Here is a 24,922-nt window from a genome sequence, read left to right on the forward strand (position 1 = left end):
GTAGCGGGAGCGGGACGGGCTTGGGCCGGCGGCGAAGTCCTGTTCGCCGGGGCCGCGGCAGCCCAGCGGCCGACGCGGGCTCTTGCCAGCGTGCGGCGTTCCTCCAGCGACTGTTCGCTCCAGCGCTCGCCGATGGTTCCGAGATCGCCGTCCAGACTGGGCGTGACGATGCGGGTCGTTGCCGACCAGCCGCCCAGGCTGAACTGCGAGATCAGTCCTTCGCGGTCTATCGCCATGGCCAGAGCTTCGCGATTGACAGGATCTGCAAGGAAGCCCTTGTCGTTCATGACCTTGAGACCGAACAGGCCGACTACCGGATCCACCTGGATCGTTCCGCGCAGGATGCCCACCGAGCGGGTAAGCGGAAAATCCTGTATCTCGCCCCCCAGGACGAGATCGACAGTGCCGGCATTGAAAGCCTCGACGGCGCTCGCCCCGTTCAACGCGCGAAGATCGATGCGGCGCGTGCGCTGCGGCCAATTTTCCACTGCCGGAAGGCCGAGGCTGGCGGGGTCGATCGGCACCAGGCGCGCCATGTTCCCGCTGAGCTCGAAGCGCATCGGCCCCGCCCCGCGCTGCTTGAAGGTCAGGCCGAGTTCGGGCTGGGCCAGTAGCTGGAGGAGATAGGGCATGGGCCGGTCGAGCCGGATTTCCACGACTCGCCCGGCCATCGTGCGGATATCATCGATACCGGCCACGTCCTGGGCAAGCGGCGTATCGCCCAGCGCGTCGAGCGCCGCTTGCAGCGACTTCTTCGCCGACTCGGCCGTAAGCGCGTCTCCCGAGGCCCAATCGCCGTCGCGTAGACGGAAGATATAGCTCTGGCCATCGTCGGTGACGATCCAGCGATCCGCCAAAGCCGGGATGACGCGGCCTTTCTCGTCGAACGATACGAGGCCCTCGGTGGTGGAGGCGCGGACCAGCCTGGCTGCCGGGCCCGCGTCTTCTTCGGCCTGACCGGCCTCGCCGCCGAACGGATCGGCGGAAGCATCGATGACCGCCACGCTCAGCGCGGAATTGTCCGGAGCACTGCACGCTGCAAGCGCCAGCGCGCCCAGGGGAACCAGGGTCCGAAAGGCTTTGCAGGCGGCGAACATGGATTTCAGCCCTAATCGATTTGCAGCGCCGCGCAATCGCCGGGCTGCCGCATCGCGGATTTTCCTGATCCGCCAGAGCGCGCGGCTCCGGCAGCCGGGCTTAGAGCTTGCGCAAGTTCCGGCTTTCCGGCGTGGCGGGCGAATATTGCGCTTCGTAGGTGCGAACGAAATTCGGCTTGTCGTCGGCGACCGGCGCGGCGGCGGATCGCGCCAGTTTCGGGTCGATTTCCTCGGTGAAGGCGACGCCGAAACGGTTTTCCTGCACCCAGGCGATCGTGCCCGAGATCCATCCGACGTTGCGGATGTTCACGGCGACCAGAGTGCCGCGCACGACCTGGAGTCCACCTTCGCCCATCATGCCGCCGGCCGACAGGTTGCGGACCTTGATCCGGTACTCGCCGTCCATGCCGTCGATGCGCAAGTCTGCCATGAGGAACAGGCTGTCGCGCGCGATCTGGCGATTTTCGATCTGGGTCATGGGTTCTCGTCCGGCGGTCGATCCGGCGATGATACCACGAACCACGGCCCGCGATAGCCATCGCCCACGCGCGAAGCGTGTTTGCCTTCGATAGCTAGGCGCGAATGGCAAAGAAAGCCTTAACGCCCCGCCACTGGAGAGAGGCCGGGCATCTCGACCAAGCGGGGCGAAAGGCTGCAAAATCGCGCGAGGATCACTCCTCGCGAGATACTTTCTCACGCCGCTCGTGCGCTTCCTGGGCCTCCACCGTCATGGTGGCGATCGGACGCGCTTCGAGACGGCCGAGGCCGATCGGTTCGCCGGTCACTTCGCAGTAGCCGTATTCGCCTTCCTCGATGCGCCGCAGGGCGGAATCGATCTTGGCGATCAGCTTGCGCTGGCGGTCGCGGGTGCGCAGTTCGATGCCCCAGTCGGTCTCGCTGGAGGCGCGATCGTTGAGATCGGGCTCCCGGATCGGACCGTCCTGAAGCTGAGCCAGCGTACCGGCAGAGGCATCGAGGATCGATTTCTTCCACGCGAGCAAAAGGCGCTGGAAGTAGTCTTGCTGAGCCTCGCACATGTAGGCTTCGTTCTCGACCGGAACGTAGGAACCGCCAAGCATGCGCTTGGCTTTGGCGAGGACATCAATTTCGTCAGCTAGGGCCGTTGCCATCCAGAGAATCTCCGCACGAATCCCCCCGATCTGCCTACGCCCTGCGACCCCGGATTATTTCCAGTGGCCTCCGGCAAACCGCGGTGCGGCGGCCTATAGGGCCGCCTATTTACCTGCACAAGGCTATAACCATGACAGTCCACAAAAAACCTGAAATGCCCCATCGGCCATGCGCAGGTTCCATCCGCAGTCTTGCACCGTAAACTTACAGGGAATGCTTCAAGTTCATCCTTAACGCTTTGTTGCCCAGGATGGTGCCAGCCCTGGTGCACCGGCCGTAAAGGGCCGAAAACACGGCGTTAGCTGAATGTGGAACTCTGCTGGATCACAAAAGGACGCCGATGGGCGGCCAAGGAGGCCGACATGGAACCGGACGCGCTTGTTGTTGCCGATCGTCTTTCCCGCGCGGCCTTCGGCGACCTTTCCGTCTGCTTCGACCTCGGAATCGCGTTTTCGACGGGGAGCCATGGAGCGGCATGCGACCTCATCGAAGCGCACAAGTGGTTCAATCTGGCGGCGGTTCATGGCGATGAGGAGGCGTCGCATTGCCGCAGCGAAGTGGCGGAGGACATGTCGGCCCAGGATATCGCGGAGGCCCAGCGCCGTGCCCGCCAATGGCTGTCGGCCTCCTTGCGAAAGGCGGCCTAGGCCTTCCGGAAAGGCGTGCGTTCGTCCAGTAGCAGCTGGTCCCCAGCAATGCCGGCCCGTTCCTGCTCCAGATAGTCCGCGATCGCCGCGCGCAGTCCTTCATGAACGATGTAATGCGCGGAAACCGTCCGCACCGGCTCGTAGCCCCGGGCGAGTTTGTGGCCGCCTTGCGCCCCTGCTTCGACGCGGGACAGACCCATGGCGATCGCGGCATCTATCGCCTGGTAGTAGCAGAGTTCGAAATGAAGGAACGGCTTGTCCACCACGGCGCCCCAGTAGCGACCGTAGAGCGCTTCGTTGCCGATGAAGTTCAGCGCTCCTGCCACGGCGCGGCCATCGATATAGGCCAGCACCAGCAGGATGCGATCCGCCATCGTCTCGCCCAGCAAAGAGAAGGCCTCGCGTGTCAGGTAGGGATGGCCCCACTTGCGCGCGCCGGTGTCCTGGTAGAACGACCAGAACGCGTCCCAGTGCTCCTCGCGGAGATCGCCCCCGGAGAGCACGCGGATCTCGACGCCATCCTGCGCCCTTTCGCGTTCCTTGCGGATGTCCTTGCGTTTGCGCGAGGAGAGGGCGGCGAGGAACGCATCGAAATCGGGATAGCCCCGGTTTTCCCAGTGGAACTGTATATCCTCGCGCAGCAGCCAGCCGGCCGCTTCGAACAGCGGCACCTGGGCAGGCTCGATGAAAGTCGCGTGGGCCGAGGAAAGGCCGTTGTCGCGGCAGACCGACTCGGCGGCGGCGATCAGGGCCGGAGCGAGTTCCGGGTGCGGCGTCAGCAGGCGCGGGCCGGTCGCCGGGGTGAAAGGAACCGCAATCTGCAGCTTGGGATAGTACGATCCGCCTGCCCGGTGCCAAGCATCCGCCCAGGCGTGGTCGAACACGTATTCGCCCTGACTGTGCTGCTTGAGATAGGCGGGAAGCGCCGCTGCCAGCCGCCCAGTCGGTCCCGCAATGGTGATCGGAACCGGCGTCCAGCCGCTGCTGCCGCCGACGCTGCCGGATTCCTCCATGGCCGCGAGGAAGGCGTGGGAGACGAAGGGATTGCCGCCCCCCGTAAGGGCGTCCCATTCGCCGGCGGGAAGGCCGCTCACCGCGCCATGAAGCCGGGCGACGAATTCGGTGCCGCTGTTCCCGGCGCTCACGCCGGTTCTTCCGAGGGGCGTTCGAAGATCACCGCATCGGCATGGATGCCGGCGCGCTCGTGATGGTCGGGGCGGCGTACCGTCCAGGTCGCCACGGGCAGGCCGCGCTTGCGCTGCGCGGCGGCGAAGCGGTTGGGCAGGTCGCGGATATCGTAGGCGAGGAAGTCGGGCCGCGCCTGCCAGAGCGCAAGGCGCCGCCGGATCTTGCCGGGCAGGGCGCGATGCTCGCCTTCCGAGACGATCAGCCCGCGTACGGTGTTCGGCGAGTGTTGGCTATACCAATGCGAGACGCGCGGATCGAAGCTCATCACCGCATGCAGGCCGGTGTAGCCTTCCAGGACCCGCCGCACGGCCAGGCACAGCGCGGCGAGGCGGGTGCCGCGCGAGGATTTCAACTCGATCAGCACCGGCTTGCGGCCGCCGATCAGGGTGAGGGCCTGGCGCAGGCTGGGGATGCTCTCCGCCGTTCCGCCGAGCGTTACCGCGGCGAGTTGGGCCGCGCTGCGGCGCGCAATCTCGCCGGTCTCGCCGGTAAGCCGGTCCAGGACCGTATCGTGGAAAACCACGGGCGTACCGTCCCCCGCGCGCTGCACGTCGAGTTCGATCCCGTGACCTTCCTCGATCGCCAGCCGGAACGCCGCGAGCGAGTTTTCGGGAATTACCGCGCCGTGCAGCCCGCGATGGGCATAGTCGTGTTCACCGATCCACTCGACCTTGCGCGGGTCGGGCGGCGGCGAACACCAGCGATCAAGCAGGGCGAACGGCAACGATGGCGTCCACTTCGACGGCAGCCCCCAGCGGCAGCACCGGCACGCCGACGGCGCTGCGGGCATGCTTGCCCTCTTCGCCGAACACCGCCACCATAAGCTCCGAAGCGCCGTTCGCCACTTTCGGCTGGTCGGTGAAGTCCCCCGTGGAATTGACGAAGGCGCCCAGCTTGACCACGCGCTCCACGCGGTCGAGCGAGCCGAGCGCGGCCTTGAGCTGGGCCAGGATCATCACGGCGCAGGCCTGCGCCGCCTCGATGCCCGCTTCCAGCGCGACGTCCTCGCCCAAGCGGCCAGTCACCAGCTTGCTCTCGACGAAAGGCAGCTGCCCCGAAACATGGGCGAGGCCGCCCGCGACGACGACCGGCACGTAAGCCGCTACCGGCGCTGCGGGTTCGGGGAGCGTAAGGCCAAGTTCGGCCAGGCGGGATTCGATTGCACTCATCTTGGCGTCTTCCTTGTCGGGGGAGCGGGTTTCAGGATTGGCTATGCTCGGCCTCTTCGCGTGTCAGCCAGCCGATCAGCCAGGGCGCGGCATCCGGCCAGCGGTCGATCCGGGCATGGGCATGGCCGGCGAGGTGGGCGCAGGCGATATGCGGGGCGAGCAGCGGCTCGGCGCAGAAGTGCAGGCGGCCGACCTCGGGCGTCACCGCCGCCACCGAGTCGTGGTGCTGGGCCAGATCGTCCACGAAGACCGCGCGCGACGGCTGGTATTCGTCGAGAATGGCCTTGAGCGCCGGCCCTTTCGGACCCTGGTTGGTAAAGATGCGCAAGTCCAGGCCATGCTCCGCCAGTTGCAGGCGGCGGGCTTCCTGCCGGAAATCCATGAGATTGGTCAGCACGACCACGTCGGCATGGTGGGAAATTTCGCCCAGGGCCTCCACGGCGCCGTCCACCGGGGTCTGCCGATGCATCTGCCCATCGAAGAACTTGTTCAGCAGCGACCACATCGCTGCCGGTTCCAGCACTTCGCCGGAGCCGGTGTGACGCATGGCGCCGGAAAACTCGCCGCGATCGAACGTGAAGGTTACGCCCTCTTCCTCGGCCAGCCAGTCACGGAAGTGCGAGACCATGTAGAGCAGCACTTCGTCGCAATCGGTGATGAGCAGGGGGCGACCCGAGCGCCGCGTCATGCGCCCAGCCTTTCGCGTGCGCGCGCCAGCACTTCCGGCGTCACTTCAAGCGCATCGGCGGCGGAGAGCAGGTCAGGCTCATGCGAGCAAAGGAATTCCAGCACCGCCGCCATCGTCGCAGGCTCGCCCAGCGAGGCGCGCAGCACGTCGGGGGTCAGGCCGGTCAGCGACAGGAAACGCTCTGCGCGGCCCTGGTCCGCCAGCACCCAGCCGAGCGCGGCGAGCGCCAGAGCCTGCGGGTCCTGCGATGGGGATGGCGACTCTCGAAGAATTGTCAGTCTCGCTTGCGTGTCATAGAGCGGGTGTTCCCGACCTAGATGGTGATCCCGCGTCGAATGGCAAAGCGTATCCTAGTTGTCGAGGACAACGACCTCAATCGAAAGCTCTTTTGCGACGTGCTCAGGAGCCAGGGCTTCGCCGTGGAGCCGGTAGCCGATGGCCTCGACGCGCTGGAGCGCGCGCGAGAATTCGTGCCGAACCTCGTCATCATGGACATCCAGCTGCCCAACGTCTCGGGGCTCGACCTGATCGAGGCGGCCAAGAAGGACACCGTCTTGCGGACGATACCGGTGCTTGCCGTCACCGCCTATGCGGGCAAGGGCGACGAGGAGCGCATCCGCGAGGCGGGGGCGGAAGGCTATCTCGCCAAGCCGGTCTCCATCGGCCCCTTCATGCAGGCAGTCCGCGCGCTTCTGTAAAGGGAATCTGCCCGTCGCCATCGTCACCCTGGATGCGTTCGGGGTGACGACAGTATGGACGGATAAGTCCATCCGCCCCTCCCCCGCGGGGGAGGATTGCGCTAGAGGCTGCTTGACAGTTTGCCCCGCCGCCGCTTTTGCGCCGCAATTATCGGCCAGAGCGCCGCCCGAAATGACCGGAGTTGAAATGACCATGGACCGCGCAGAGACCTCGGCCCGCATCGCCGCGCTGATCGAGCCCTTCAACAAGAAGGGCGTGGCCGTGACCGACGCGACCCGCTTCACCGACGACCTTGAATTCGACAGCCTGACCGTCATGGACTTCGTCGCCGCCATCGAAGACGAATTCGACATCATCATCTCGATGAACCAGCAGGCCGAGATCGAGAACTACGGCCAGCTCGTGGACGCCGTGGTCAAGCTTCAGGGCTGAGGAATTTTCCGCGATGACCGACATGCTCAGCGATAACGAAACGCAAGGCGTCACCGACCTGTTCAGCAAGTTCGATCCCCTGATCGAAATGCGCCGCGACCTGCTTTCCACGGGCGTCACCGATCCGTTCGGCCTCGTCATGGAAAAGGTGATCTCGCCCACCGTCGCCCTGTGCAACGGGCGCGAGACGATCCTGCTCGGCACTTACAACTACATGGGCATGACCTTCGATCCCGACGTGATCGCGGCGGGCAAGCAGGCGCTGGACGACTTCGGCGCCGGCACCACCGGTAGCCGCGTGCTCAACGGCACTTACGCCGGGCACAAGGCGGTCGAGGAAGCGCTATGCGACTTCTACGACATGAAGCATGCCATGGTGTTCTCCACCGGCTACCAGGCCAACCTCGGGATCATCTCGACGATCGCCGGCAAGGGTGACTACATCGTCCTCGACATCGACAGCCACGCCTCGATCTGGGACGGCTGCAAGATGGGCGATGCCGAAGTCGTGCCTTTCAAGCACAACGACATCGAGGCGATGGAAAAGCGCCTGCGCCGCATTCCCAAGGGCGCGGGCAAGCTGGTCGTGCTGGAAGGCGTCTACTCGATGCTGGGCGATATCGCCCCGCTCAAGGAGATGATCGCGGTCGCCAAGAAGTATGGCGCCATGGTGCTGGTGGACGAAGCGCACTCGATGGGCTTCATCGGCCCCAACGGTCGCGGCGTGGCCGAGGACCAGGGCTGCCTCGATGACGTGGACTTCGTGATCGGCACGTTCTCCAAGTCGGTCGGCACGGTCGGCGGCTTCTGCGTCTCGAACCACCCCAAGTTCGAGATCATGCGCCTGGTCTGCCGTCCCTACGTCTTCACCGCCAGCCTGCCGCCCAGCGTCGTCGCCACCGCGACCACCTCGATCCGCAAGCTGATGACAGCCGCCGAAAAGCGCGCGCACCTCTGGGAAAGCTCGCGCACGCTGCACAAGGGCCTGACGGATGCGGGCTTCCAGCTCGGCACGGACGAGCCGCAGAGCGCGATCATCGCCGTCATCATGCCCGATCTCGAACGCGGCGCGATGATGTGGGAAGCCCTGCTGCACGAAGGCCTCTACGTGAACCTCGCGCGTCCGCCGGCAACCCCCGCCAACATGACCCTGCTGCGCTGCTCGCTCTGCGCCGAACACTCGGCCGAACAGGTGCAGCAGATCATCGGCATGTTCACCCGCGCGGGCAAGACGGCCGGAATCCTCTGACGAAACCGTCGTCCCGGACTTGATCCGGGACGACGCGATTCCTCAATCTTGGTGACGGTCCACCAGCGCGAAGAACGCCTCAAGCCAACCGCCGACGAACCCTGCCGACTGCTCGCCGATGGTGCCTTCCGGCGTGATCAGCCCATCCTTCCATTGGATGAAGGCTTCTGGCGCGCCGAGAGTCGGCATGTCGAGATAGGCGAGCACGTTGCGCAAATGCTGCTGCGCCAAGGCCGTGCCGACCGCGCCGATCGAGACGCCGATCACGCCTGCCGGCTTGCCCGCCCAAGCGCTGTCCCCGTAAGGACGCGAGGCGTGGTCGATGGCGTTCTTGAGTACGCCCGGGATCGAGCGGTTGTATTCGGGCGTCACGAAGATCACGCCGTCGCTGCTGCGGACCAGTTCTTTCAGATCCTTCACCGACTGCGCCTGGTCGGCGTCGTCGTCCTGATCGTAGAGCGGCAGTTCACCGATGTCGGCGAAGACGAAATCGTGGCCGGCAGCGGCGGGCAGGCGAGTAAGGGCTTGTGCGAACTGGCGATTGTACGATTCGGCGCGAAGGCTTCCGACGACGACGACGATCTTCGACATGACGACTCCTTTTGGCGGGTTGAGGCCGACGACAGGTATCGGGGCAAACGGTGTCAGTGGGAAGTCCGGGAAAGCGGCAAGGTTGCGAAGGCGCGGCGACCCACCAGGACTACCGGATCAGCTCCGTCATCCTGAACCTGGTTCAGAATCGATTTCTGACCATCGGCGGCGGGTCGCTCGGCAAGATGGCTCGCGAACCAAGTTCAGGATGACATGGTTCTGTCGATCCGGCGCATTGTCCCGGCTGTTGGAGGTGCGCTATGCAGCTTGCATGAGAGCGCTCTGCCTCCTGATCGCGACCCTCTCCCTGGCAGCTTGCGGACAGGCCGATACGCCGCCGGGCCCAAGCGACGTCACCATCGGCGAAGCGCAGGCTTTGAGCGAGGCAGCGGAAATGTTCGATGCCCGGCCCGAGCCTACCGCCTCCGCTGCCGCGCCCGTCGATCGAGCCCCGGCGCAGGCGGAATGAGCTTCAGTCGAAGCTGACCTTGCCGCGCCCGGCCTTTACCGAGCCACGCAGTTTCTTGCCCTTCAGCCGCTGTTCCTTGCCCACTCGGTTGAGCCGGCTCTTGGCGCGCTTTTCCGGCAGCTTGAACGCCTCTCGCAGCATTTCCGCGAGACGTTCGCGCGCGTCCGACCGGTTGGCCTCCTGGGTGCGGAAGCGGCGGGCAGTGAACATCAGTTCGCCCGCTGCCGTCATGCGACTGCCCGCCAGTTCCTTCAGCCGCGCGAAGACCGGCGGGCTGAGGCGCAGGGCATAGACGTTGATCCGCAGCTGGACCGCCGTCGCCACTTTGTTGACGTTCTGGCCGCCCGGCCCGGCGGAAGCGATGAAGCTCTCGCTCGCCAGGGCCTGGGCGCGGTCTATCGTGGCCTCAACCTCGCTCATTCATCGCTGAAGCCGAGCGCGGCGAAATCGCGCGGCAGCGGCGCAGCCGCCACGATCGGTTCCTTGTCGCCGCGCGGCACGGTCAGGCCCGCAGCGTGGAGCATGGTGCGCGGGGCACCCTTGCTGGAGCCGTAGACCGGATCGCCCAGCAGCGGCAGGCCGAGACCGGAAGCGGCATGGACGCGGATCTGGTGCGTGCGGCCCGTCTCGGGGCGGAATTCGACCAGGGTGAGCCCGTTCTTTTCGTCCAGCTTGCGCCAGTGGGTGACGGCGGGCTTGCCCTTCTTCGCCGGGATCATGCGCCAGCCGTCCTTGGCCGTGCTGACCTTGGAAAGGTTGAGCGCGATCGTGCCTTCCTCTTCGGTCAGCGTACCGGCGACGATGCCGAGGTAACGCTTCTGGACCAGCTTCTCCTCGAAGGCGGCGGAAAAGCGCTTCAGCGCCTTGGGATTGCGGGCCAGCAGCAGGCAGCCCGAGGTATCGCGGTCCAGCCGGTGGACGGGCGCAGGCAGGCGCTGGAAGCCGAGCTTCAACTCGTCCAGCCGGTCTTCGAGGCTCGGCCCACCGGCGCGCGGCGTATCCAGCGGAAGGCCGCCAGGCTTGTCGATGACCAGCGCTTCGCCGTCCTCGAAGAGGATTTCCAGTTCCATGTTACGTCAATGCTTTCTCTATGCGCGCAAGCGCTTCTTCGAGCCGCGCGTCGTCGGCGGCGAAACTGATGCGGAAACCGTCGCGTCCGCCGAAGGCCGAAGCGGGGACCAGCGCCACGCCGTGTTCCAGCAGGTGCAGGGCCAGCTTCCCGTCGTCCCTGCCGAAGCGATCCATCAGCGGTGCGGCGTCGATCATGCAGTAGAATGCGCCGTCCGGCTTCGGCGTGGAGAGGCCGGGAATGGCGTTGATCGCGGCGACCACCCGGTCGCGCCTTTGGCGGAACCGCTCGCGCCACTCCTCCAGGAAGTCCTGCGGCCCTTCGAAAGCGGCAACGGCGGCGGCCTGGCTGATCGAGCAGGGATTGCCGGAGGAATGCGACTGCAGCTTTTCCATCGCCTTGATCAGCCATTGCGGCCCAGCGGCGACGCCGATGCGAAAGCCCGTCATCGCGTGGCTCTTGGACACACCGGAGACGGTCAGGATGCGGTCGGCTAGGTCCGGGCAGAGGTTCGCCAGAGTGGCATGGGCGCGGCCCGTATAGTTGAGCGGCGCGTAGATGTCGTCGGACAGCACCATGACGCGGGGATGGCGGCGCAGCACGTCGCCTATGCCGCGCAGCATGTCCTCTGGGTAGTAGGCGCCGGTCGGGTTGCCGGGGCTGTTGAGCAGAACCCAGAGCGTGCGCGGGCCGATCTGCGCTTCGAGATCGGCGGCCGTAAAGCGAAAATTGTCCTTCGCGGCGGTGAGCAGCGGCACGACCTTGCCGCCCGCGAAGCGCACGATCTCGGGATAGCTGACCCACCAGGGCGAAGGCACGATCACTTCATCGCCTTCGCCCAGCGTCGCCAGCATGGCGTGGAAGATCGCCTGCTTGCCGCCCGCGCTGACCGTCACTTGCGAGGACGGAACCGCGATGCCGAGGTCACGCGCAAAGTGCAGCGCTGCGGCCTCTTTGAGCTGCGAAGTTCCGCCGACCGCCGTATATTTCGTCTGCCCGGCATCGAGCGCCGCCTTCGCGGCTTCGATGACATGGGGCGGGGTCGCGAAGTCCGGCTCGCCAACCGAGAGCGAGATCACGTCGATGCCGGATTCGCGCAGTTCGATGGCGCGATCGGTCATGGCGGTCGTGCCCGAAGGAGCGATGCGCGAGAGGGCGGGGGAGACGTGCATCACGCCAGCAGCCGTGCCGGCATCAGCCCGCGCAAGGCGTTGCCGATGAGGAAACCGTCCGCGAGATCGTCCAGCGTCAGTTCCGCTTCCTCCGCGCGGCACTGCTCGATCAGCGAGCGACGCAGCACGCCGGGCAGGAGCCCCAGCGCGGCGGGTGGGGTCAGCAACCTGTCGCCACGTTCCACGAAGAGGCTGGTGAACGTGCCTTCGGTGACGAGGCCGTCGTCGCGCAGGAACAGTGCTTCCTGCGCGCCTGCCGACTGCGCGGCGAGGAGGCCCGCCTCGTAGAAGCCGCGATCGCTGGTCTTGTGGCGCAGACGCCAGTCGCCGCTGTCCACCGGCAAACGCAGCACGCCCACGGTGACGGGGCCGGAAAACGCAGCGGGCAGCTCGGCGAGTTCCAGCGAATAGGCACCGCTGCGGGCGGCGACCAGTCGCAGCTTCGCGGGCGCCTCGGCATCGAAGCACAGGGCCTGGATGGCATTGCGCACGGCATGGCGATCGAAACTGAAGCCGAGCGCTTCGGCACTGGCGCGAATCCGCTCGAGATGGAGTTCGAGCAGCGGAATGCCCTTTTCGGGCGTGAAGCACATCGTCTCGATCAGGTCGAAACTGGCGGGCGAGGATGCCCCTGCCGACTCTCTCACGAAACCCCCTTTGACCAGGCATTCCCGCCATTCGGGAAGCGCTTGTGAATCGGCGACCACGGCCGAGCCGACGCCGAGGACGGCACGGCCCCCGCTCCGGTTGCTGCCGCTGCCGCTTTGGTCGACGCTCTCTGGCGAAAGACGCAGAGTGCGAATTGCCACATTGAAGGCGGCATCGCCAGTGGGATCGATCCGGCCGATCGAGCCGCAATAGGGCCCGCGAGCCTCAGCCTCCACTTCCGCGATCAGTTCCATGGCGCGGATCTTCGGCGCTCCGGTGATCGAGCCGCAGGGAAACAGCGCTCGCAGGATATCGACGGCGCTCTTGTTCGGAGCGAGTTCGGCGCGGACGGTGGAGACCATCTGGTGCACCGTGGGATAGCTCTCGATGGCGAAAGGATTCTCCGCCCGGACGCTGCCCGGTTCGGCCACCCGCGAGATGTCGTTGCGCATGAGGTCGAGAATCATCAGGTTCTCGGCCCGATCCTTGACGGACGCGGAGAGGTCCGCGCGCAGCGCCGCATCCTCGCCCGCATCGCGCCCGCGCGGGCGGGTGCCTTTCATCGGGCGCACGGTGATCCGGCTACCCTCGAGAGTGAAGAACAATTCCGGCGAGAAGCTGAGCAGCCAGTGCGATCCGTCGCAGACCACGCCGCCATACCCCGCCGCCGCCGCCGGTCGGATCGCGGCATAGAGCGCCAGCGGATCACCATGCCAGGGTCCGGCGAGCGGGAAGGTCTGGTTCGCCTGGTAGATGTCCCCTGCCTCGATGGCTTGCTGGAGGCGGTTGAAGGCCTGTTCGTAGTCGCCGGTGGAGATCTGCGGCTCCAGCGGTCCGATGCCGACCGGGCCGGGCTGTGCATGACGCTCCAGCCATTCCGGCACTTCCGCGGCGGGAATCGTCTCGTAGCTGGAAAAGGCGCCGAACCAGACCAGCGGCCCCGTCGCGCCGGTGCGCTGCGGCAGGAGATGCGCGAGCCGCGATTCGAGCGCCAGCCCCGCCTCGTAGGCCATGTACCCGGCCAGATGCAGGCCCTCGGCTGCGAGTGCCTCGATGCGCGTTAGCGCCGCCGAGACCTCGTGCGGCTGGCGCGCGACGACGAGTTCCGCCGGTTCCCGGTAGATACGGGCATCTGCGGCGCCGTCGCGGCGGGCATCATCGAGGAAGACGAACGGTTCGGGCATGGTGCGCACGCGCCTGTAGCGATGAACTTCGCCTCTGGCAAAATCCCTCTCGCCCTGGCGTGCCGGCCATTCTATCACGGTCTACGGGTGCAAGGAGCGGTTAATGGAAGAGATTTTCCTGGGACTCGGTGCCAACGGCGAACGGCAGGTGCTTAGGCTGGAACGCGCCAACCGGCACGGGTTGATTGCGGGGGCCACCGGCACCGGCAAGACCGTCACGCTCCAGACCATAGCCGAGCAGTTTTCCGCAGCCGGTGTTCCGGTGTTCCTGGCCGACGTGAAGGGCGATCTTTCCGGCATCGCCATGCCCGGTAGCCCGCAGTTCAAGAATGCCGCCGTGCTGGAGGCGCGGGCCCGGGAAATCGGCGTGACCGATTACGCCTATTCCGACAATCCGGTGGTCTTCTGGGACATCTACGGCGAACAGGGCCACCCCGTCCGCACCACGATCTCGGAAATGGGGCCTCTGCTGCTGGCGCGGCTGATGGACCTCAACGACACGCAGGAAGGTGTGCTCAACGTCGTCTTCCGCTATGCCGACGAGCAGGGGCTGCTGCTGCTCGACCTGCCGGACCTGCAGGCCATGCTGGCCCATGCCGCCGAGAACGCCTCGGAGCTTTCCAGCCGATACGGCAACATCACCAAGGCCAGCGTCGGCACGATCCAGCGCCAGCTTCTGGCGCTCGACAGCCAGGGGGCGGCGCAGTTCTTCGGAGAGCCGGCGCTGGAGATCGCCGATTTCATCCGCAGCGACGACAAGGGGCGCGGCTATGTAAACGTGCTGGCTGCCGACAAGCTGATGCGCAGTCCGAAGCTCTACGCGACGTTCCTGCTCTGGCTGCTGTCCGAACTTTTCGAAGTGCTCCCGGAAGTAGGCGATCCCGACAAGCCCAAGCTGGTGTTCTTCTTCGACGAAGCGCACCTGCTGTTCGACGATGCCCCCAAGGCGCTGCAGGACAAAGTGGAGCAGGTCGTGCGCCTCGTCCGCTCGAAGGGCGTTGGCGTCTATTTCATCTCGCAGAACCCTATCGATATACCCGAGGACATCGCCGGCCAGCTCGGCAACCGCGTGCAGCATGCGCTGAGGGCTTTCACCCCGCGCGACCAGAAAGCGATCAGGGCGGCGGCGGATACGTTCCGCATCAACCCCGAGCTGAACGTCGCGGCAGCGATCACCGAGCTGAAGGTCGGCGAAGCGCTCGTTTCCACGCTTGATGGCGAAGGCGCGCCCACGGTGGTCCAGCGCACCCTGATCGCGCCGCCCCGATCGCGGCTGGGGCCGGTCGAGCCCAAGGAACGGGCGATCATCCAGTCGATCAGCCCCTATGAAGGCAAGTACGAGACGCCCGTGAACCGCGAAAGCGCGGAGGAAGTGCTGGCCGCCAAAGCTGCCGATGCAGCGGCCACTGCGCGGGAAGTGGCGGAAAAGGGCGAGGCCGAAGTGGCCAAACAGGAACGCAAGAGCCCCAGCCTGTGGGACGGTCTCGGCGGCAAAGTCGCCAAGGCGGCAGCGGGCGCGGCGGCGGCGAGTGCCGGGTCGATCCTCGCGCAGTCGGTGCAGGGCAAGAAAAGCCGCGCCAATCCCAAGGCGTCCGCCGCCGGCGCGGCGGCGGGAACGGTGGGGGACGCCTTGGGCAAGGCGATCGGCTTTCCGGGCCTCGGCCGTTTCGCGCGCAATCTCATTGGCGGCCTGATGCGCTGACCGGACGGGCGCTTAGCGCAGCGACTTGTCTGGGGACTGCGGCGCGCGGTCAGCCGAGCGGCAGTTCCAGCCTTGCCGCCAAGCCTTCGACCGCGCCTTGCGCCGAAACCCTGTTCGAGAGGATTAGCGCGCCGCCGTGCTGGTCGGCGATGGCGCGGGCCAGGGCAAGGCCGAGCCCTGCGCCGCCAGTGGCGCTGTTGCGCGACGGGTCGCCGCGTGTGAAAGGGTTCATCATGGAATCGATGGAGTCGTCCGGGATGCCTGGCCCGTCGTCCTCGATCAGGATCACCGCGCGCCCGCCCTCCCGCGAGAGCGAGACACGGGCACGCTCCCCATAGCGCAAGGCATTGCCGATGAGGTTGCGCAAGGCGCGGCGGATCCACGTCGGCCGAAGTTCCAGGGCCATCCGCTCGGTCCGGCCCACTTCCACCGGCTCGCCCATGTCCTCGTATTCCTCGATCACCGAAAACATCAGCGCGGACAGTTCGGTGTTTTCGAGCGGGTCGCTGGGGCGGCCGACGCGGGCCAGCGAAAGGATATCGTCCAAGGTATGGACGATATCCTCGATCGTCGCGGCCATGCGGCCGCGCTCGAGATCGTCGGTCACCGATTCGATCCGCACGCGCAAGGCGGCAAGCGGGGTCTTGAGATCGTGGCCGATGGCGCCGAGCATGACGTTCTTCTCGTCCAGCAAGGCGGCGATCCGCGATTCCATGGCGTTGTGGGCGACGATCAGCCGCTGCATGTCTTCCGGGCCGGACGCGGCGAGCTGGCCTTCCACGTCCTGGGTGGCGGCGAAGCGTTCGAGGCGTCTCGTCAGGGCGGCAAGCGGCCGGGTGATGCGGCGCAGGATCAGCGCGACGGCCGCCATGATGACGACGTAGATCAGGATCGTCTGGACCAGGATCGGCGTCAGCAGCACATTCTCGGGGCGTGGCGCCCGCACGCGCGAGATGATCCAGCTGCCTTCGTCCTCGGTGCGAACCCCCACGACGAGCAGGTTGGAGCGCAGCATGCGCTCGGTATCCTCGCGGGATAGACCGTAGTTCGCGGCGCGGTCGAGCGCATTGCGGCGAGCCACGCGGTCGCGGGCGACGTCCCGGTGCACCGCCACGATGTCGCGTACCTGGAATTCCTGGTCGGCCAGGATCTTGGCAAGCCCGGCTTCGGCTGCCCGGTCGCGCGTCTCGCCGGGCGCGATGGGCGCACGGGTGCTGTATTCCAGGTGATAACCCTTGGGCGAAGGACCGCCCAGAGGCACTCTGGGACCGCCGCGGTGGCGCGACAGGGCGCGCGGGCCGCGCGTCTCCATGATCAGACGGAAAGCCGCAGCATTGAGCATGCTGGCTTCATAGCCATCACGCTGGGCGCGATAGACGAAGAACGCGCCGAGACCCTGCACCAGCATGAGCGCCAGCGCCACTGCCAGCAGCATCTGCCCCATGAGGCTGTGCGGACGGGGCATCTGCAGCCAGGACGCCCGGTGGCCCTGCGTCTTCGGAAAGGATGGCTTGAGCGAAGACATAGTACGGAAGGCCTTGCTCAATCCGGGTCGAGCGGCACGCGCCGTACGTCGGTGGCGAGCATGTAGCCCCCGCCCCAAACCGTCTGGATCAGCTGCGGATTGCGCGAATCGACTTCGATCTTCCGGCGCAGACGGCTGACCTGGTTGTCCACGGCGCGGTCGAAGAGGTGCGCCTCGCGGCCCTGCACCATGTCCAGCAGGCGATCGCGGTTGAGCACCTGGCGCGGATGTTCAAGGAAGGCCATGAGCAGGCGAAACTCGACCGAGGAGATCGCGACCGTCGCTCCTTCTGCATCGGTAAGGCGCCGCTTCAGCGGATCGAGCAGCCAGCCCTCGAAAGAGAAAGCCTCGTTGTCGGGCGCCTGCATGGGGACGCGGGCAGCACGGCGCAGGACCGAGCGGATGCGGGCCACCAATTCACGCGGTTCGAAAGGCTTCACCACGTAGTCGTCGGCGCCGATCTCCAGGCCGACGATGCGGTCGGTCGCCTCTCCGCGCGCGGTGAGGAAGATGACCGGGATGTCCTGCGCTTCGACGAGATGGCGGCAGAGCGAAAGGCCGTCCTCGCCGGGCATCATGATGTCCAGCAGGACGAGGTCGGGCTTCTCGTCGCGCAACCGACTGCGCGCCTCGGCGGCGCTGACCGCCTGGCTCACGCCGAACCCCTGGCGCGACAGATAGTCGGCCAGGGGTTCGCGGAGTGCGGCTTCGTCGTCGACCAGCAGGATGCGGGCGGGCGAGATGTCGTTCATTCCAGTCCTTTTCCGTCCGCCACCGGAGCGCGGTCGTTACTTCTGTGCGGGCGGCGGCGGCGCCTTGCGCTCGGCACCCTCGGAGGCTCGGGCACGCTCGCCCTTGCGGGCCTGCCATGCGGCGCGCATCCTGTCGTGCGCGGCGCGGCGCTCCTCCGGCGTGACTTTGCCGTCCTTGTCGGTGTCGATCGCATCGAAGCGCTGGAGTGCGGCGGCGGCGAATTCGGACCGGGCTACGCTGCCGTCGCGGTTTCCATCGCCCCTGCCGAAGCCGGGCATCCGGCGCTTCATGTCGCCGTGTAGGCCTCCGTGACGCCCGCGGCGCTCGGCATAATCGGGAGCGGGGCGATCCCCGGAGGCTTCCGGGCCGCCGGGAGGGCGAGGCATGTCGCCTTCCGGGTGAGCGCCGCCGCGATCACCGCCAGGACCGCGATCCGCCATGAATTCCGCCTTCGAGATGGCGCCGTCCTTATCGGCGTCGAGGCGGTCGAACAGAGCGCTGCGCCGCTCCTGACGGCGTGCCTCGCGGTCGGCGCAGTCCAGCTTGCCGTCCTTGTTCACGTCCAGCCGGGCGAACATCGCCTCGGCGCGGGCCTGGGCGTCCGCGCGGGTCTCGGTCCGCGCTTCCCGGCGGTCGCGCTCGCTACCGGCGGGCGCCGCCTGCGCCTGGGCGCAGGCCGCACCGGCAAAAGCCAGCGCCGCGGCGGAGAAGCCGACGGAGATCGTGCTGAACCAGTTCATCCTCATGGCTCTTTCCTTCGACAGAAACATGCGAAAGCCGTGGGGCGGGGAAGGGAGGGGAAGAAACGCCCCGCAGCTTTCTGATCTCCGCTCTAAGCGCCGCTTGTCGCGCAGTTGTGCCGTCTTGCGGGTTTATTGTCGCCAATTGTCACAACGTTGGCACTCCCTTCATCCGCAGGCAAGCTGCCTGTTCTTCCGTCTGCCGCGGTGCGCGCCGAGTAGGCGGCGTACCAGTCCATGCCGGTAAAGGCGGGCAGGGCCTCGGCCACGGCGCCGAGGCCGAGATGCACCGGATGGGTTCTGAGGTCGTGCACTTCGTTCGCCATAGAGCGGTCCTCCCGACTGCGCGCCGCCGGGAGGATGCGCCATCAGGACCTTGCGGTCAAAGTGGCAGGCACTGCGCTTCGAGCCACTGCTTCACTTCGCCGCTGACTTGCGGGCCGATCACCTCGAGGACTCTGGCGTGATAGGCGTTCCACCACGCCGTTTCCTCGGGGCTGAGGAGGGCCGTGTCCACCAGCCGGCGCTCGATGGGAACCAGGGTCAGCGTCTCGAAGCCGAAGTATTCACCGTCCGAGCCTGCGAATTCCCGCGGTTCGACGAGGATCAGGTTCTCGATGCGGATGCCGTATTCGCCGGCCTTGTAGTAGCCCGGCTCGTCGCTGAGGATCATGCCCGCGAGCAGTTCCTGCGACGTACCCGCCTGGCCGCCGGCCGGCTTGCCGATGCGCTGCGGGCCTTCGTGAACCGAGAGGAAGCTGCCGACTCCGTGACCGGTGCCATGGGCATAGTCGAGCCCGACCTGCCACAGGAACTGGCGGGCGAGCACGTCGAGCTGGCCGCCGTTGGTGCCCTTGGGGAAGACCGCGCGGTCGATGGCGATGGTGCCCTTCAGGACGCGGGTGAAGCGGTCCTTCACTTCGGCCGGCGGCTGCCCGTTCCCGATCCACACGGTGCGGGTGATGTCCGTCGTGCCGTAGGGGTACTGGCCGCCCGAATCGACCAGGTAGACGCTTTCGGGAACGAGAGTGAGGCTCGACTCCTCGGAGACGCGGTAGTGCGGGCTGGCACCGTTGGGGCCGGCGCCCGAGATCGTGTCGAACGAGAGGTCGCGCAAGTCGCCGCATTCGCGGCGGAAGGCGTGGAGCCGATCGGCGGCGCTCATCTCGGTCACTTCGCCCTTCGGTCCCTCGACCGACAGCCAGTGCAGGAAGCGCGTCACGGCCACGCCGTCGATGGCCTGCGCCTCGCGATGGCCCTGCTGTTCGACGGGGTTCTTCACGGCCTTGGGCAGGATCGTGGGGTCGCGTTCCTCGACGATCGCCGCGCCGGCTGCGCGCAAGGTCTCGAACACGGCGGCGACGGCGTTGTCGGGATCGACGGCGACACGCTTGCCGGCCAGCTTGCCGAGGCCCGCGACGAAGGCTTCACGCGGTTTCACGCTCACCGCGTTGCCCAGGTGCCGGCGCAGTTCCGGCGTGGCCTTCTCTTCGGCGATGTAGAGGTCGGCGGTGTCGTCCGCATAGGCGACGACGTAGGACAGCGCCACGGGGGTCCGCTCGACGTCGGTGCCGCGCAGGTTGAGCAGCCAGGCAATCGAATCGAGGGCCGTGATCACCGCCGCGTCCAGCCCGCGCGCGGTGAGCCATTCGGATACGGCGGCGCGCTTGGCCTTGCTTGATACGCCCGCCAGGGCATCGTCATGGACGAGGGCCGGGGCGGGCGAGGGCGCAGGCTGGTCCTGCCAGACGGCGTCGATCGGATTGCCGTCCACGGCCACCAGCGTGGCGCCTTTGTGCGACAGGGCGGCCTGCGCGGCTTCGACCCACTTCGATCCGTGAAGCCAGGCATCGTAGCCGATCCGCGCGCCCTTGGGAGCATTCTCGCCCAGCCAGCGGGCCGGGCTGGTCTGCGGAACGCTTTCGTAGGCGTAGAACGTGCCGTCCACCTGCTCGCGCACCTGGAGCGTATAGCGGCCGTCCACGAACATGGCGGCGGCGGGCGAGAGCGTGGGGTCGGTCAGCACCACGGCCGTTCCGGCCGAGCCGCCGAAGCCGGTCAGCCAGGCCAGGCGCTGGGCGTAGGCGCCGACATATTCGCTCATGTGTTCGTCGGAAATCGGGATCACGAATCCGTCGAGGCCGCGTGCCTTGAGTTCCTGGCGCAAGGCATCGAGGCGCGCTTCATGGGTATTCATCAACATGCGTAAGGTATCCGGCTGGCGGGAGTCATGGGCGCAACATAGGAGGTTCGCCGCCGAAGGGGAAGCATCGGCCCTCCGTCCCAAGGCTCCTTGCGGCCATCACGATACTTCCCCTTCGGCAGGACAGCCCCTAGATGGAGGCGATGGCAGATCCCACGCAGACCCTTTCCGGTCCTCCGCAGGCGGCAAAGAAGCCGCATTCCTTCACCCACCATGGCCTGACCGTCGCCGACGATTATGCATGGCTGCGCGATACCGGTTATCCTGAGGTCACCGACAAGGCCGTGCTGGAGCACCTGGAAGCGGAAAATCGCTGGTTCGAAACGCGGATGGCAGGGCGCCAGGGGCAGATCGACGCGCTGTTCAAGGAAATGCGTGCCCGCATCAAGGAAGCCGACAAGTCGGTGCCGCAGAAGGACGGCGACTGGCTCTACTGGATCGAGTTCGAGGAGGGCGCGGAATACAAGAAGTGGTGGCGCCGTCCCGTCGGCGCGGTCGACGACGGCAGCGCCGACGAACTGATCCTCGACGAAGTGGCGCTGGCGGAGGGCAAGGAATACTTCAATCTGGGCGCCATCTCCACCAGCGCCGACGGCAGGTTGCTGGCCTATTCGGTGGACGACAACGGCTCGGAACGCTTCACGGCGCGGATCAAGGATCTGACCACCGGCCAACTCCTGCCGGATGAGATCCCCGGCACTTTGTCCAGCCTCGTCTGGGTGGCGAACGACAAGGCGCTGGTCTACTCGCTGGCCACCGAGCAGTGGCGGATCGACAATGCCCGTCTGCACTGGCTGGGCCAGCCGCTGGAAGACGACGTCGAACTCTACCACGAGGACGACGAAGGATTCCGCGTCGGATCCTCGCTCTCCTCGAACGAGAAATGGCTGCTGATCGGCAGCAGCGATCACGAGACCAGCGAATGCCGCCTGGTTCTCGCCAGCGATCCGCTGGGCGAGCAGATCCTCGTGAAACCGCGCGTCAAGGGGGTGGAGTACGATGTCGACGAGCGTGAGGACGTGCTCTACATCCACACTAACGACACGCATGAGAATTTCCGCCTTGCCACGGCGCCGCTCGGCAATCCCGGCGAGTGGACGACCCTGATCGAGGGCACCGATGCGTTCTACCTCACCGGGGTCGATCTGTTCCGCGATTTCTACGTGATCGAAGGCCGCAAGTCGTTGGGAGAAGGCGCCGGGCTCGACCGGATCGAAGTGCGCTACTACGACGATCCCGCGCGTGTGGAGCCGATCGCGTTCCCGGAGGCCAGCTACTCCGCCGCGCTCTCCAACAATCCCGAGTGGCACATGGACGTGCTGCGCGTGACTTACGAATCCATGGTCAGCCCCTCCTCGGTCTACGACTATGACGTCAAGGCGCGCACCCTGGAAGTGCTCAAGGTCCAGGAGATCCCCTCGGGCTACGATGCCTCGCTCTATGCGACCGAACGCCTGGAAGTGACCGCACGGGACGGCACCGCAATTCCGGTCTCGATCGTCTACCGGCGCGACCGCACGGGCGCCGGCCCGCTGCACCTCTACGGCTACGGTGCCTACGGCATCTCCATCGATCCGGGGTTCTCGACCACGCGGCTCAGCCTGGTGGATCGCGGCTTCGCCTATGCCATAGCGCATATCCGCGGCGGCGACGATCTCGGCCGGGCCTGGTACAAGGCGGGCAAGCTCGAAAGGCGGACCAACACCTTCAACGACTTCGTCGATGTCGCCCGCGGCCTGATCGAGCGCGGCTTTACCGAGGCTGGACGGATCTCGATCTCCGGCGGTTCGGCGGGCGGCGAACTGATGGGCGCGGTGATCAACTCCGATCCGCACCTGTTCGGCGCGGTCGTGGCGCATGTGCCCTTCGTCGATGTGCTGAGCACCATGCTGGACGACAGCCTCCCCCTCACGCCGGGCGAATGGCCGGAATGGGGCAATCCGATCGAGGATAAGGCGGCCTTCGAACTGATCCGCAGCTACAGCCCTTACGATCAGGTCAAGGCCCAGGCCTACCCGCCGTTGATGGTGACGGCTGGCCTCAACGACCCCCGCGTGACCTATTGGGAGCCCGCCAAGTGGGTCGCCCGCCTGCGCGAGGTCAAGACCGACGACAACGAACTGATTCTCAAGATCAACATGGGCGCAGGCCACGGCGGCAAGTCGGGCCGGTTCGAAAGCCTGAAGGAAACGGCGGAGGAATTCGCCTTCATCCTGTGGCAGCTCGGTGTGGAGGGATGAAGCCGCCGTTTACCCTGACCTTTACGGCGCAGGCCCATGACATCGACATCATGGGCCACGTCAACAACGCGGTCTGGGTGCAGTGGATGGAGGCCTTGGCCACCGCGCATTGGGAAGCGGTGGCAGCGCCCGAGCATCAGGCGAAATATGCCTGGGTCGTGACCCGGCACGAGATCGACTATCGCGGCAACATCGTCGAGGGCGAGCGCGTGACGGGCGAGACCTTCATTCCCGAAGGGCCGAGCGGCGCGCGGTTCGTGCGCCGGATGGATTTCCGCAACGATGCAGGCAAGATCCTGGTGTCGGCCCGCACGACCTGGGCGATGGTCGACATCGCTTCCCAGCGCCTGATGCGCGTACCGCCGGACGTGGCGGCGCCGTTCTGGGACGAGGCCGAATAACCGGCGGCGCTATCTCCTGCTCTTCTACCCGCAGTTCGTCACCCTGAAACGCGTTCAGGGTGACGATGGTTCTGGATCGGCGGCGTACTTCTTCGTCATCCGGGACCGTTGGCAGTTCTTCAGGCACGACCTTGCAGAGCAGCGCCTTGCCGAGGGTCGGGCCGTTCCCGGCCAGCGGTCACGGGTCGAGCCCGGGACTACGGGTTACGCGATCAGTCCAGCACTTCGCTGACCGGCGCGTAATCGTAGCCCAGCTCGGTCGCGACGGCTTCGAACGTCACTTTGCCGGCATGGACGTTTAGCCCCTCGGCAAGGTGCGGATCGGCCTTGAGCGCCGCTTTCCAGCCGAGGTTGGCCATGGCGAGGGCATGGGGGAGCGTCACGTTGTTCAGCGCATACGTGCTGGTACGCGCCACCGCGCCCGGCATGTTGGCCACGCAGTAGTGGACGATGCCGTCGACCACGAAGGTCGGCTCGGCATGGGTGGTGGCGTGGCTGGTTTCGAAACAGCCGCCCTGGTCGATGGCGACGTCGACCAGCACAGCGCCGGGCTTCATGGTGCCCAGCATCTCGCGCGTGACCAGCTTGGGGGCCGCAGCACCGGGGATCAGCACGGCGCCGATCACGAGGTCGGCCTCGGCCACGCTCTCCGCAAGATTGGCGGTGCTGGAGAAGCGGGTCTTGGCGCGCGCCTCGAAATAGATGCCGAGACGTTCGAGCACGTCGGGGCTGCGGTCGAGAATGGTCACGTCGGCGCCGAGGCCCACCGCCATCTGCGCGGCGTTGAAACCGACCACGCCGCCGCCGATCACTGCGACTTTGGCCGGCATCACCCCCGGAACCCCGCCCAGCAATACGCCGCGGCCGCCGTGCGCCTTCTCCAGTGCCGTGGCGCCGGCCTGGATCGACATGCGGCCCGCGACCTGGCTCATCGGCTTGAGCAGCGGCAGTTGCCCGCCCGGGCCGGTCACGGTTTCATAGGCGATGGCGGTCACGCCGGACTTTACGAGGTCGGCAGTCTGTTCTGGATCGGGCGCAAGGTGGAGGTAGGTGTAGAGGATCTGGCCTTCGCGCAGCATGGCGCGCTCCCCGGCCTGCGGTTCCTTGACCTTCACGATCATCTCGCAGCCGTCGAACACCTCCCTGGCGGTGGCGATGATCTTCGCGCCCTGCCGCGTATAGTCGGCGTCGCTGGCGCCGATGCCGAGACCTGCGCCGCTCTCGACCCAGACTTCGTGGCCGTGCGCCACCAGTTCGCGGGCGCTCTCCGGCGTCAGGCCGACGCGGTATTCGTGGTTCTTGATTTCCCTGACGGTACCGACACGCATATTTTTCGACTCCGGCAAAATTCTCTCCTGCCACGGAGATACACCCGGCTTCCTGCAATGTTTCACCGAAATGGGGCTTGTCAGAACGCGGAACAGGAATATTTCCCACTCTTGAAACAAACGACAAGAGAATTTTCCATGGATCGGGCGGACCGCGCACTTCTCGCAGCGTTGCAGGCGGATTCCTCGCGTTCGATCGCGGAACTTGCGGCACTGGTGAACCTGTCCCCGTCAGCCTGCCACCGGCGCATAAGGGCGCTGGAGGAGCAGGGGCTGGTCATGGGCTACGCCGCGCGGGTGGATGCGAAGCGGCTGGGGCTTTCCGTGGAAGTTTTCGTGGAGATCACGCTGACCAGCCAGACCCGCGAAGCGATGGAACGTTTCGAGCGCGCTGTGGGGGATTTCAACGACATCCTGGAATGTCACCTGATGTCGGGGGCAGCCGACTACCAGCTTCGCGTCGCCGCTGCCGATCTCGACCACTACGACCGCATTCACCGCGATTGCCTGGCCCGCCTGCCGGGCGTCTCCTCTATGCGGACGAGCTTTTCCCTGCGGCGGATCAAGCGGTTCGAAGGATACGCGGTGCCGTAATCC

General features: G+C 66.3%; 28 protein-coding genes. 9 read left to right on the top strand and 19 right to left on the bottom strand.

Annotated elements, in window-relative coordinates; genetic code table 11:
* The 3 genes from L284_RS26855 to dksA form a co-directional block, all read right to left on the bottom strand.
* The coding region (locus L284_RS26855) for an ABC transporter substrate-binding protein (RefSeq protein WP_021232357.1) at window positions 1-1,097 on the bottom strand (1,097 nt) is incomplete at its 3' end.
* Between the two features lie 100 nt (window positions 1,098-1,197).
* Window positions 1,198-1,575, bottom strand: a complete 378-nt coding sequence (locus tag L284_RS26860; protein ID WP_021232358.1) for a PilZ domain-containing protein — start codon at window positions 1,573-1,575, stop codon at window positions 1,198-1,200.
* A gap of 193 nt (window positions 1,576-1,768) precedes the next feature.
* Window positions 1,769-2,227, bottom strand: coding sequence for an RNA polymerase-binding protein DksA (dksA, locus tag L284_RS26865; protein WP_021232359.1), 459 nt, complete (start codon window positions 2,225-2,227; stop codon window positions 1,769-1,771).
* Between the two features lie 363 nt (window positions 2,228-2,590).
* Here dksA and L284_RS26870 point away from each other — a divergent pair, with 363 nt between their 5' ends.
* Window positions 2,591-2,875, top strand: coding sequence for a hypothetical protein (locus tag L284_RS26870; RefSeq protein WP_021232360.1), 285 nt, complete (start codon window positions 2,591-2,593; stop codon window positions 2,873-2,875).
* On the opposite strand, the gene L284_RS26875 is transcribed toward L284_RS26870, so the two are convergent.
* Genes L284_RS26875 through L284_RS26895 form a run of 5 tightly spaced genes read right to left on the bottom strand, consistent with a single transcriptional unit; the run spans window position 2,872 to window position 6,198 of the window.
* Window positions 2,872-4,020 carry a GNAT family N-acetyltransferase gene (locus tag L284_RS26875; RefSeq protein ID WP_021232361.1) on the bottom strand — a complete coding sequence of 383 codons (1,149 nt, stop codon included), beginning with the start codon at window positions 4,018-4,020 and terminating at the stop codon, window positions 2,872-2,874. The two genes, L284_RS26870 and L284_RS26875, sit on opposite strands and share 4 nt — an antisense overlap.
* Window positions 4,017-4,787 (bottom strand): glycerophosphodiester phosphodiesterase family protein, encoded by a 771-nt coding sequence (locus tag L284_RS26880; protein ID WP_021232362.1) that lies wholly within the window; start codon window positions 4,785-4,787, stop codon window positions 4,017-4,019. Before L284_RS26880 ends, L284_RS26875 begins: the two co-directional genes overlap by 4 nt.
* A complete protein-coding gene (locus L284_RS26885) occupies window positions 4,768-5,232 on the bottom strand; it encodes a RidA family protein (protein ID WP_021232363.1) in 465 nt (154 codons plus the stop codon). The genes L284_RS26880 and L284_RS26885 overlap by 20 nt, the downstream gene beginning before the upstream one ends.
* A 31-nt stretch (window positions 5,233-5,263) precedes the next feature.
* Window positions 5,264-5,920, bottom strand: a complete 657-nt coding sequence (locus L284_RS26890) for a hypothetical protein (RefSeq protein ID WP_021232364.1) — start codon at window positions 5,918-5,920, stop codon at window positions 5,264-5,266.
* A complete protein-coding gene (locus L284_RS26895) occupies window positions 5,917-6,198 on the bottom strand; it encodes a DUF3572 domain-containing protein (RefSeq protein WP_327194199.1) in 282 nt (93 codons plus the stop codon). Before L284_RS26895 ends, L284_RS26890 begins: the two co-directional genes overlap by 4 nt.
* A gap of 57 nt (window positions 6,199-6,255) precedes the next feature.
* On the opposite strand from L284_RS26895, the gene L284_RS26900 reads away from it, so the two are divergent.
* The 3 genes from L284_RS26900 to spt all read left to right on the top strand — a co-directional run bounded on the left by L284_RS26900 (window position 6,256) and on the right by spt (window position 8,300).
* Window positions 6,256-6,618, top strand: a complete 363-nt coding sequence (locus L284_RS26900) for a response regulator (protein ID WP_021232366.1) — start codon at window positions 6,256-6,258, stop codon at window positions 6,616-6,618.
* A 193-nt stretch (window positions 6,619-6,811) separates the two neighbouring features.
* A complete protein-coding gene (locus L284_RS26905) occupies window positions 6,812-7,051 on the top strand; it encodes an acyl carrier protein (protein WP_031341387.1) in 240 nt (79 codons plus the stop codon).
* A gap of 13 nt (window positions 7,052-7,064) precedes the next feature.
* Window positions 7,065-8,300 (top strand): serine palmitoyltransferase, encoded by a 1,236-nt coding sequence (gene spt, locus L284_RS26910; protein WP_021232368.1) that lies wholly within the window; start codon window positions 7,065-7,067, stop codon window positions 8,298-8,300.
* A 42-nt stretch (window positions 8,301-8,342) separates the two neighbouring features.
* On the opposite strand, the gene L284_RS26915 is transcribed toward spt, so the two are convergent.
* The gene (locus tag L284_RS26915) at window positions 8,343-8,891 is read right to left on the bottom strand and encodes an NADPH-dependent FMN reductase (RefSeq protein WP_021232369.1); all 549 of its coding nucleotides are present in this window, start codon (window positions 8,889-8,891) and stop codon (window positions 8,343-8,345) included.
* 271 nt (window positions 8,892-9,162) lie between these two features.
* Here L284_RS26915 and L284_RS26920 point away from each other — a divergent pair, with 271 nt between their 5' ends.
* A complete protein-coding gene (locus tag L284_RS26920) occupies window positions 9,163-9,360 on the top strand; it encodes a hypothetical protein (RefSeq protein ID WP_021232370.1) in 198 nt (65 codons plus the stop codon).
* 3 nt (window positions 9,361-9,363) lie between these two features.
* On the opposite strand, the gene arfB is transcribed toward L284_RS26920, so the two are convergent.
* Genes arfB through pabB form a run of 4 tightly spaced genes read right to left on the bottom strand, consistent with a single transcriptional unit; the run spans window position 9,364 to window position 13,433 of the window.
* Window positions 9,364-9,780 carry an alternative ribosome rescue aminoacyl-tRNA hydrolase ArfB gene (gene arfB / locus L284_RS26925; protein WP_021232371.1) on the bottom strand — a complete coding sequence of 139 codons (417 nt, stop codon included), beginning with the start codon at window positions 9,778-9,780 and terminating at the stop codon, window positions 9,364-9,366.
* Window positions 9,777-10,430, bottom strand: coding sequence for an RluA family pseudouridine synthase (locus L284_RS26930; RefSeq protein ID WP_021232372.1), 654 nt, complete (start codon window positions 10,428-10,430; stop codon window positions 9,777-9,779). Before L284_RS26930 ends, arfB begins: the two co-directional genes overlap by 4 nt.
* Window position 10,431: 1 nt before the next feature.
* On the bottom strand, window positions 10,432-11,601 hold the full coding sequence (locus tag L284_RS26935) for a pyridoxal phosphate-dependent aminotransferase (RefSeq protein WP_021232373.1): 1,170 nt from the start codon (window positions 11,599-11,601) through the stop codon (window positions 10,432-10,434).
* Window positions 11,601-13,433 (bottom strand): aminodeoxychorismate synthase component I, encoded by a 1,833-nt coding sequence (pabB, locus tag L284_RS26940; protein ID WP_031341389.1) that lies wholly within the window; start codon window positions 13,431-13,433, stop codon window positions 11,601-11,603. Before pabB ends, L284_RS26935 begins: the two co-directional genes overlap by 1 nt.
* Before the next feature lie 103 nt (window positions 13,434-13,536).
* Here pabB and L284_RS26945 point away from each other — a divergent pair, with 103 nt between their 5' ends.
* Window positions 13,537-15,135, top strand: a complete 1,599-nt coding sequence (locus L284_RS26945) for a helicase HerA-like domain-containing protein (protein ID WP_021232375.1) — start codon at window positions 13,537-13,539, stop codon at window positions 15,133-15,135.
* Between the two features lie 49 nt (window positions 15,136-15,184).
* Here the strand turns inward: L284_RS26945 and L284_RS26950 are convergent, their stop codons facing one another.
* The 5 genes from L284_RS26950 to L284_RS26965 form a co-directional block, all read right to left on the bottom strand.
* Window positions 15,185-16,660: an ATP-binding protein gene (locus L284_RS26950; RefSeq protein WP_021232376.1), complete on the bottom strand. Its 1,476-nt coding sequence runs from the start codon at window positions 16,658-16,660 to the stop codon at window positions 15,185-15,187.
* Window positions 16,661-16,677: 17 nt separating this feature from the next.
* Entirely contained in the window at window positions 16,678-17,412 is a 735-nt protein-coding gene (locus L284_RS26955) for a response regulator (RefSeq protein WP_021232377.1), read from the bottom strand.
* A 36-nt stretch (window positions 17,413-17,448) separates the two neighbouring features.
* Window positions 17,449-18,159 carry an EF-hand domain-containing protein gene (locus tag L284_RS26960; RefSeq protein ID WP_235054256.1) on the bottom strand — a complete coding sequence of 237 codons (711 nt, stop codon included), beginning with the start codon at window positions 18,157-18,159 and terminating at the stop codon, window positions 17,449-17,451.
* A gap of 86 nt (window positions 18,160-18,245) precedes the next feature.
* Complete coding sequence (locus L284_RS49060; RefSeq protein WP_407635829.1) at window positions 18,246-18,479, bottom strand: hypothetical protein; 234 nt, start codon at window positions 18,477-18,479, stop codon at window positions 18,246-18,248.
* A gap of 56 nt (window positions 18,480-18,535) precedes the next feature.
* Window positions 18,536-20,356 (bottom strand): aminopeptidase P family protein, encoded by a 1,821-nt coding sequence (locus tag L284_RS26965; RefSeq protein ID WP_021232379.1) that lies wholly within the window; start codon window positions 20,354-20,356, stop codon window positions 18,536-18,538.
* Window positions 20,357-20,490: 134 nt separating this feature from the next.
* Here L284_RS26965 and L284_RS26970 point away from each other — a divergent pair, with 134 nt between their 5' ends.
* The gene (locus L284_RS26970; RefSeq protein ID WP_021232380.1) at window positions 20,491-22,596 is read left to right on the top strand and encodes a S9 family peptidase; all 2,106 of its coding nucleotides are present in this window, start codon (window positions 20,491-20,493) and stop codon (window positions 22,594-22,596) included.
* On the top strand, window positions 22,593-22,997 hold the full coding sequence (locus L284_RS26975; RefSeq protein WP_021232381.1) for an acyl-CoA thioesterase: 405 nt from the start codon (window positions 22,593-22,595) through the stop codon (window positions 22,995-22,997). The genes L284_RS26970 and L284_RS26975 overlap by 4 nt, the downstream gene beginning before the upstream one ends.
* 212 nt (window positions 22,998-23,209) lie before the next feature.
* Here L284_RS26975 and ald read toward each other — a convergent pair whose 3' ends face one another.
* Window positions 23,210-24,325: an alanine dehydrogenase gene (gene ald, locus L284_RS26980; protein WP_021232382.1), complete on the bottom strand. Its 1,116-nt coding sequence runs from the start codon at window positions 24,323-24,325 to the stop codon at window positions 23,210-23,212.
* A gap of 138 nt (window positions 24,326-24,463) precedes the next feature.
* Here ald and L284_RS26985 point away from each other — a divergent pair, with 138 nt between their 5' ends.
* A complete protein-coding gene (locus L284_RS26985; RefSeq protein ID WP_021232383.1) occupies window positions 24,464-24,919 on the top strand; it encodes an Lrp/AsnC family transcriptional regulator in 456 nt (151 codons plus the stop codon).
* Window positions 24,920-24,922 lie beyond the last annotated feature (3 nt).

Origin of the sequence: Novosphingobium lindaniclasticum LE124, from assembly GCF_000445125.1 — a bacterium.
Classification (GTDB): domain Bacteria; phylum Pseudomonadota; class Alphaproteobacteria; order Sphingomonadales; family Sphingomonadaceae; genus Novosphingobium; species Novosphingobium lindaniclasticum.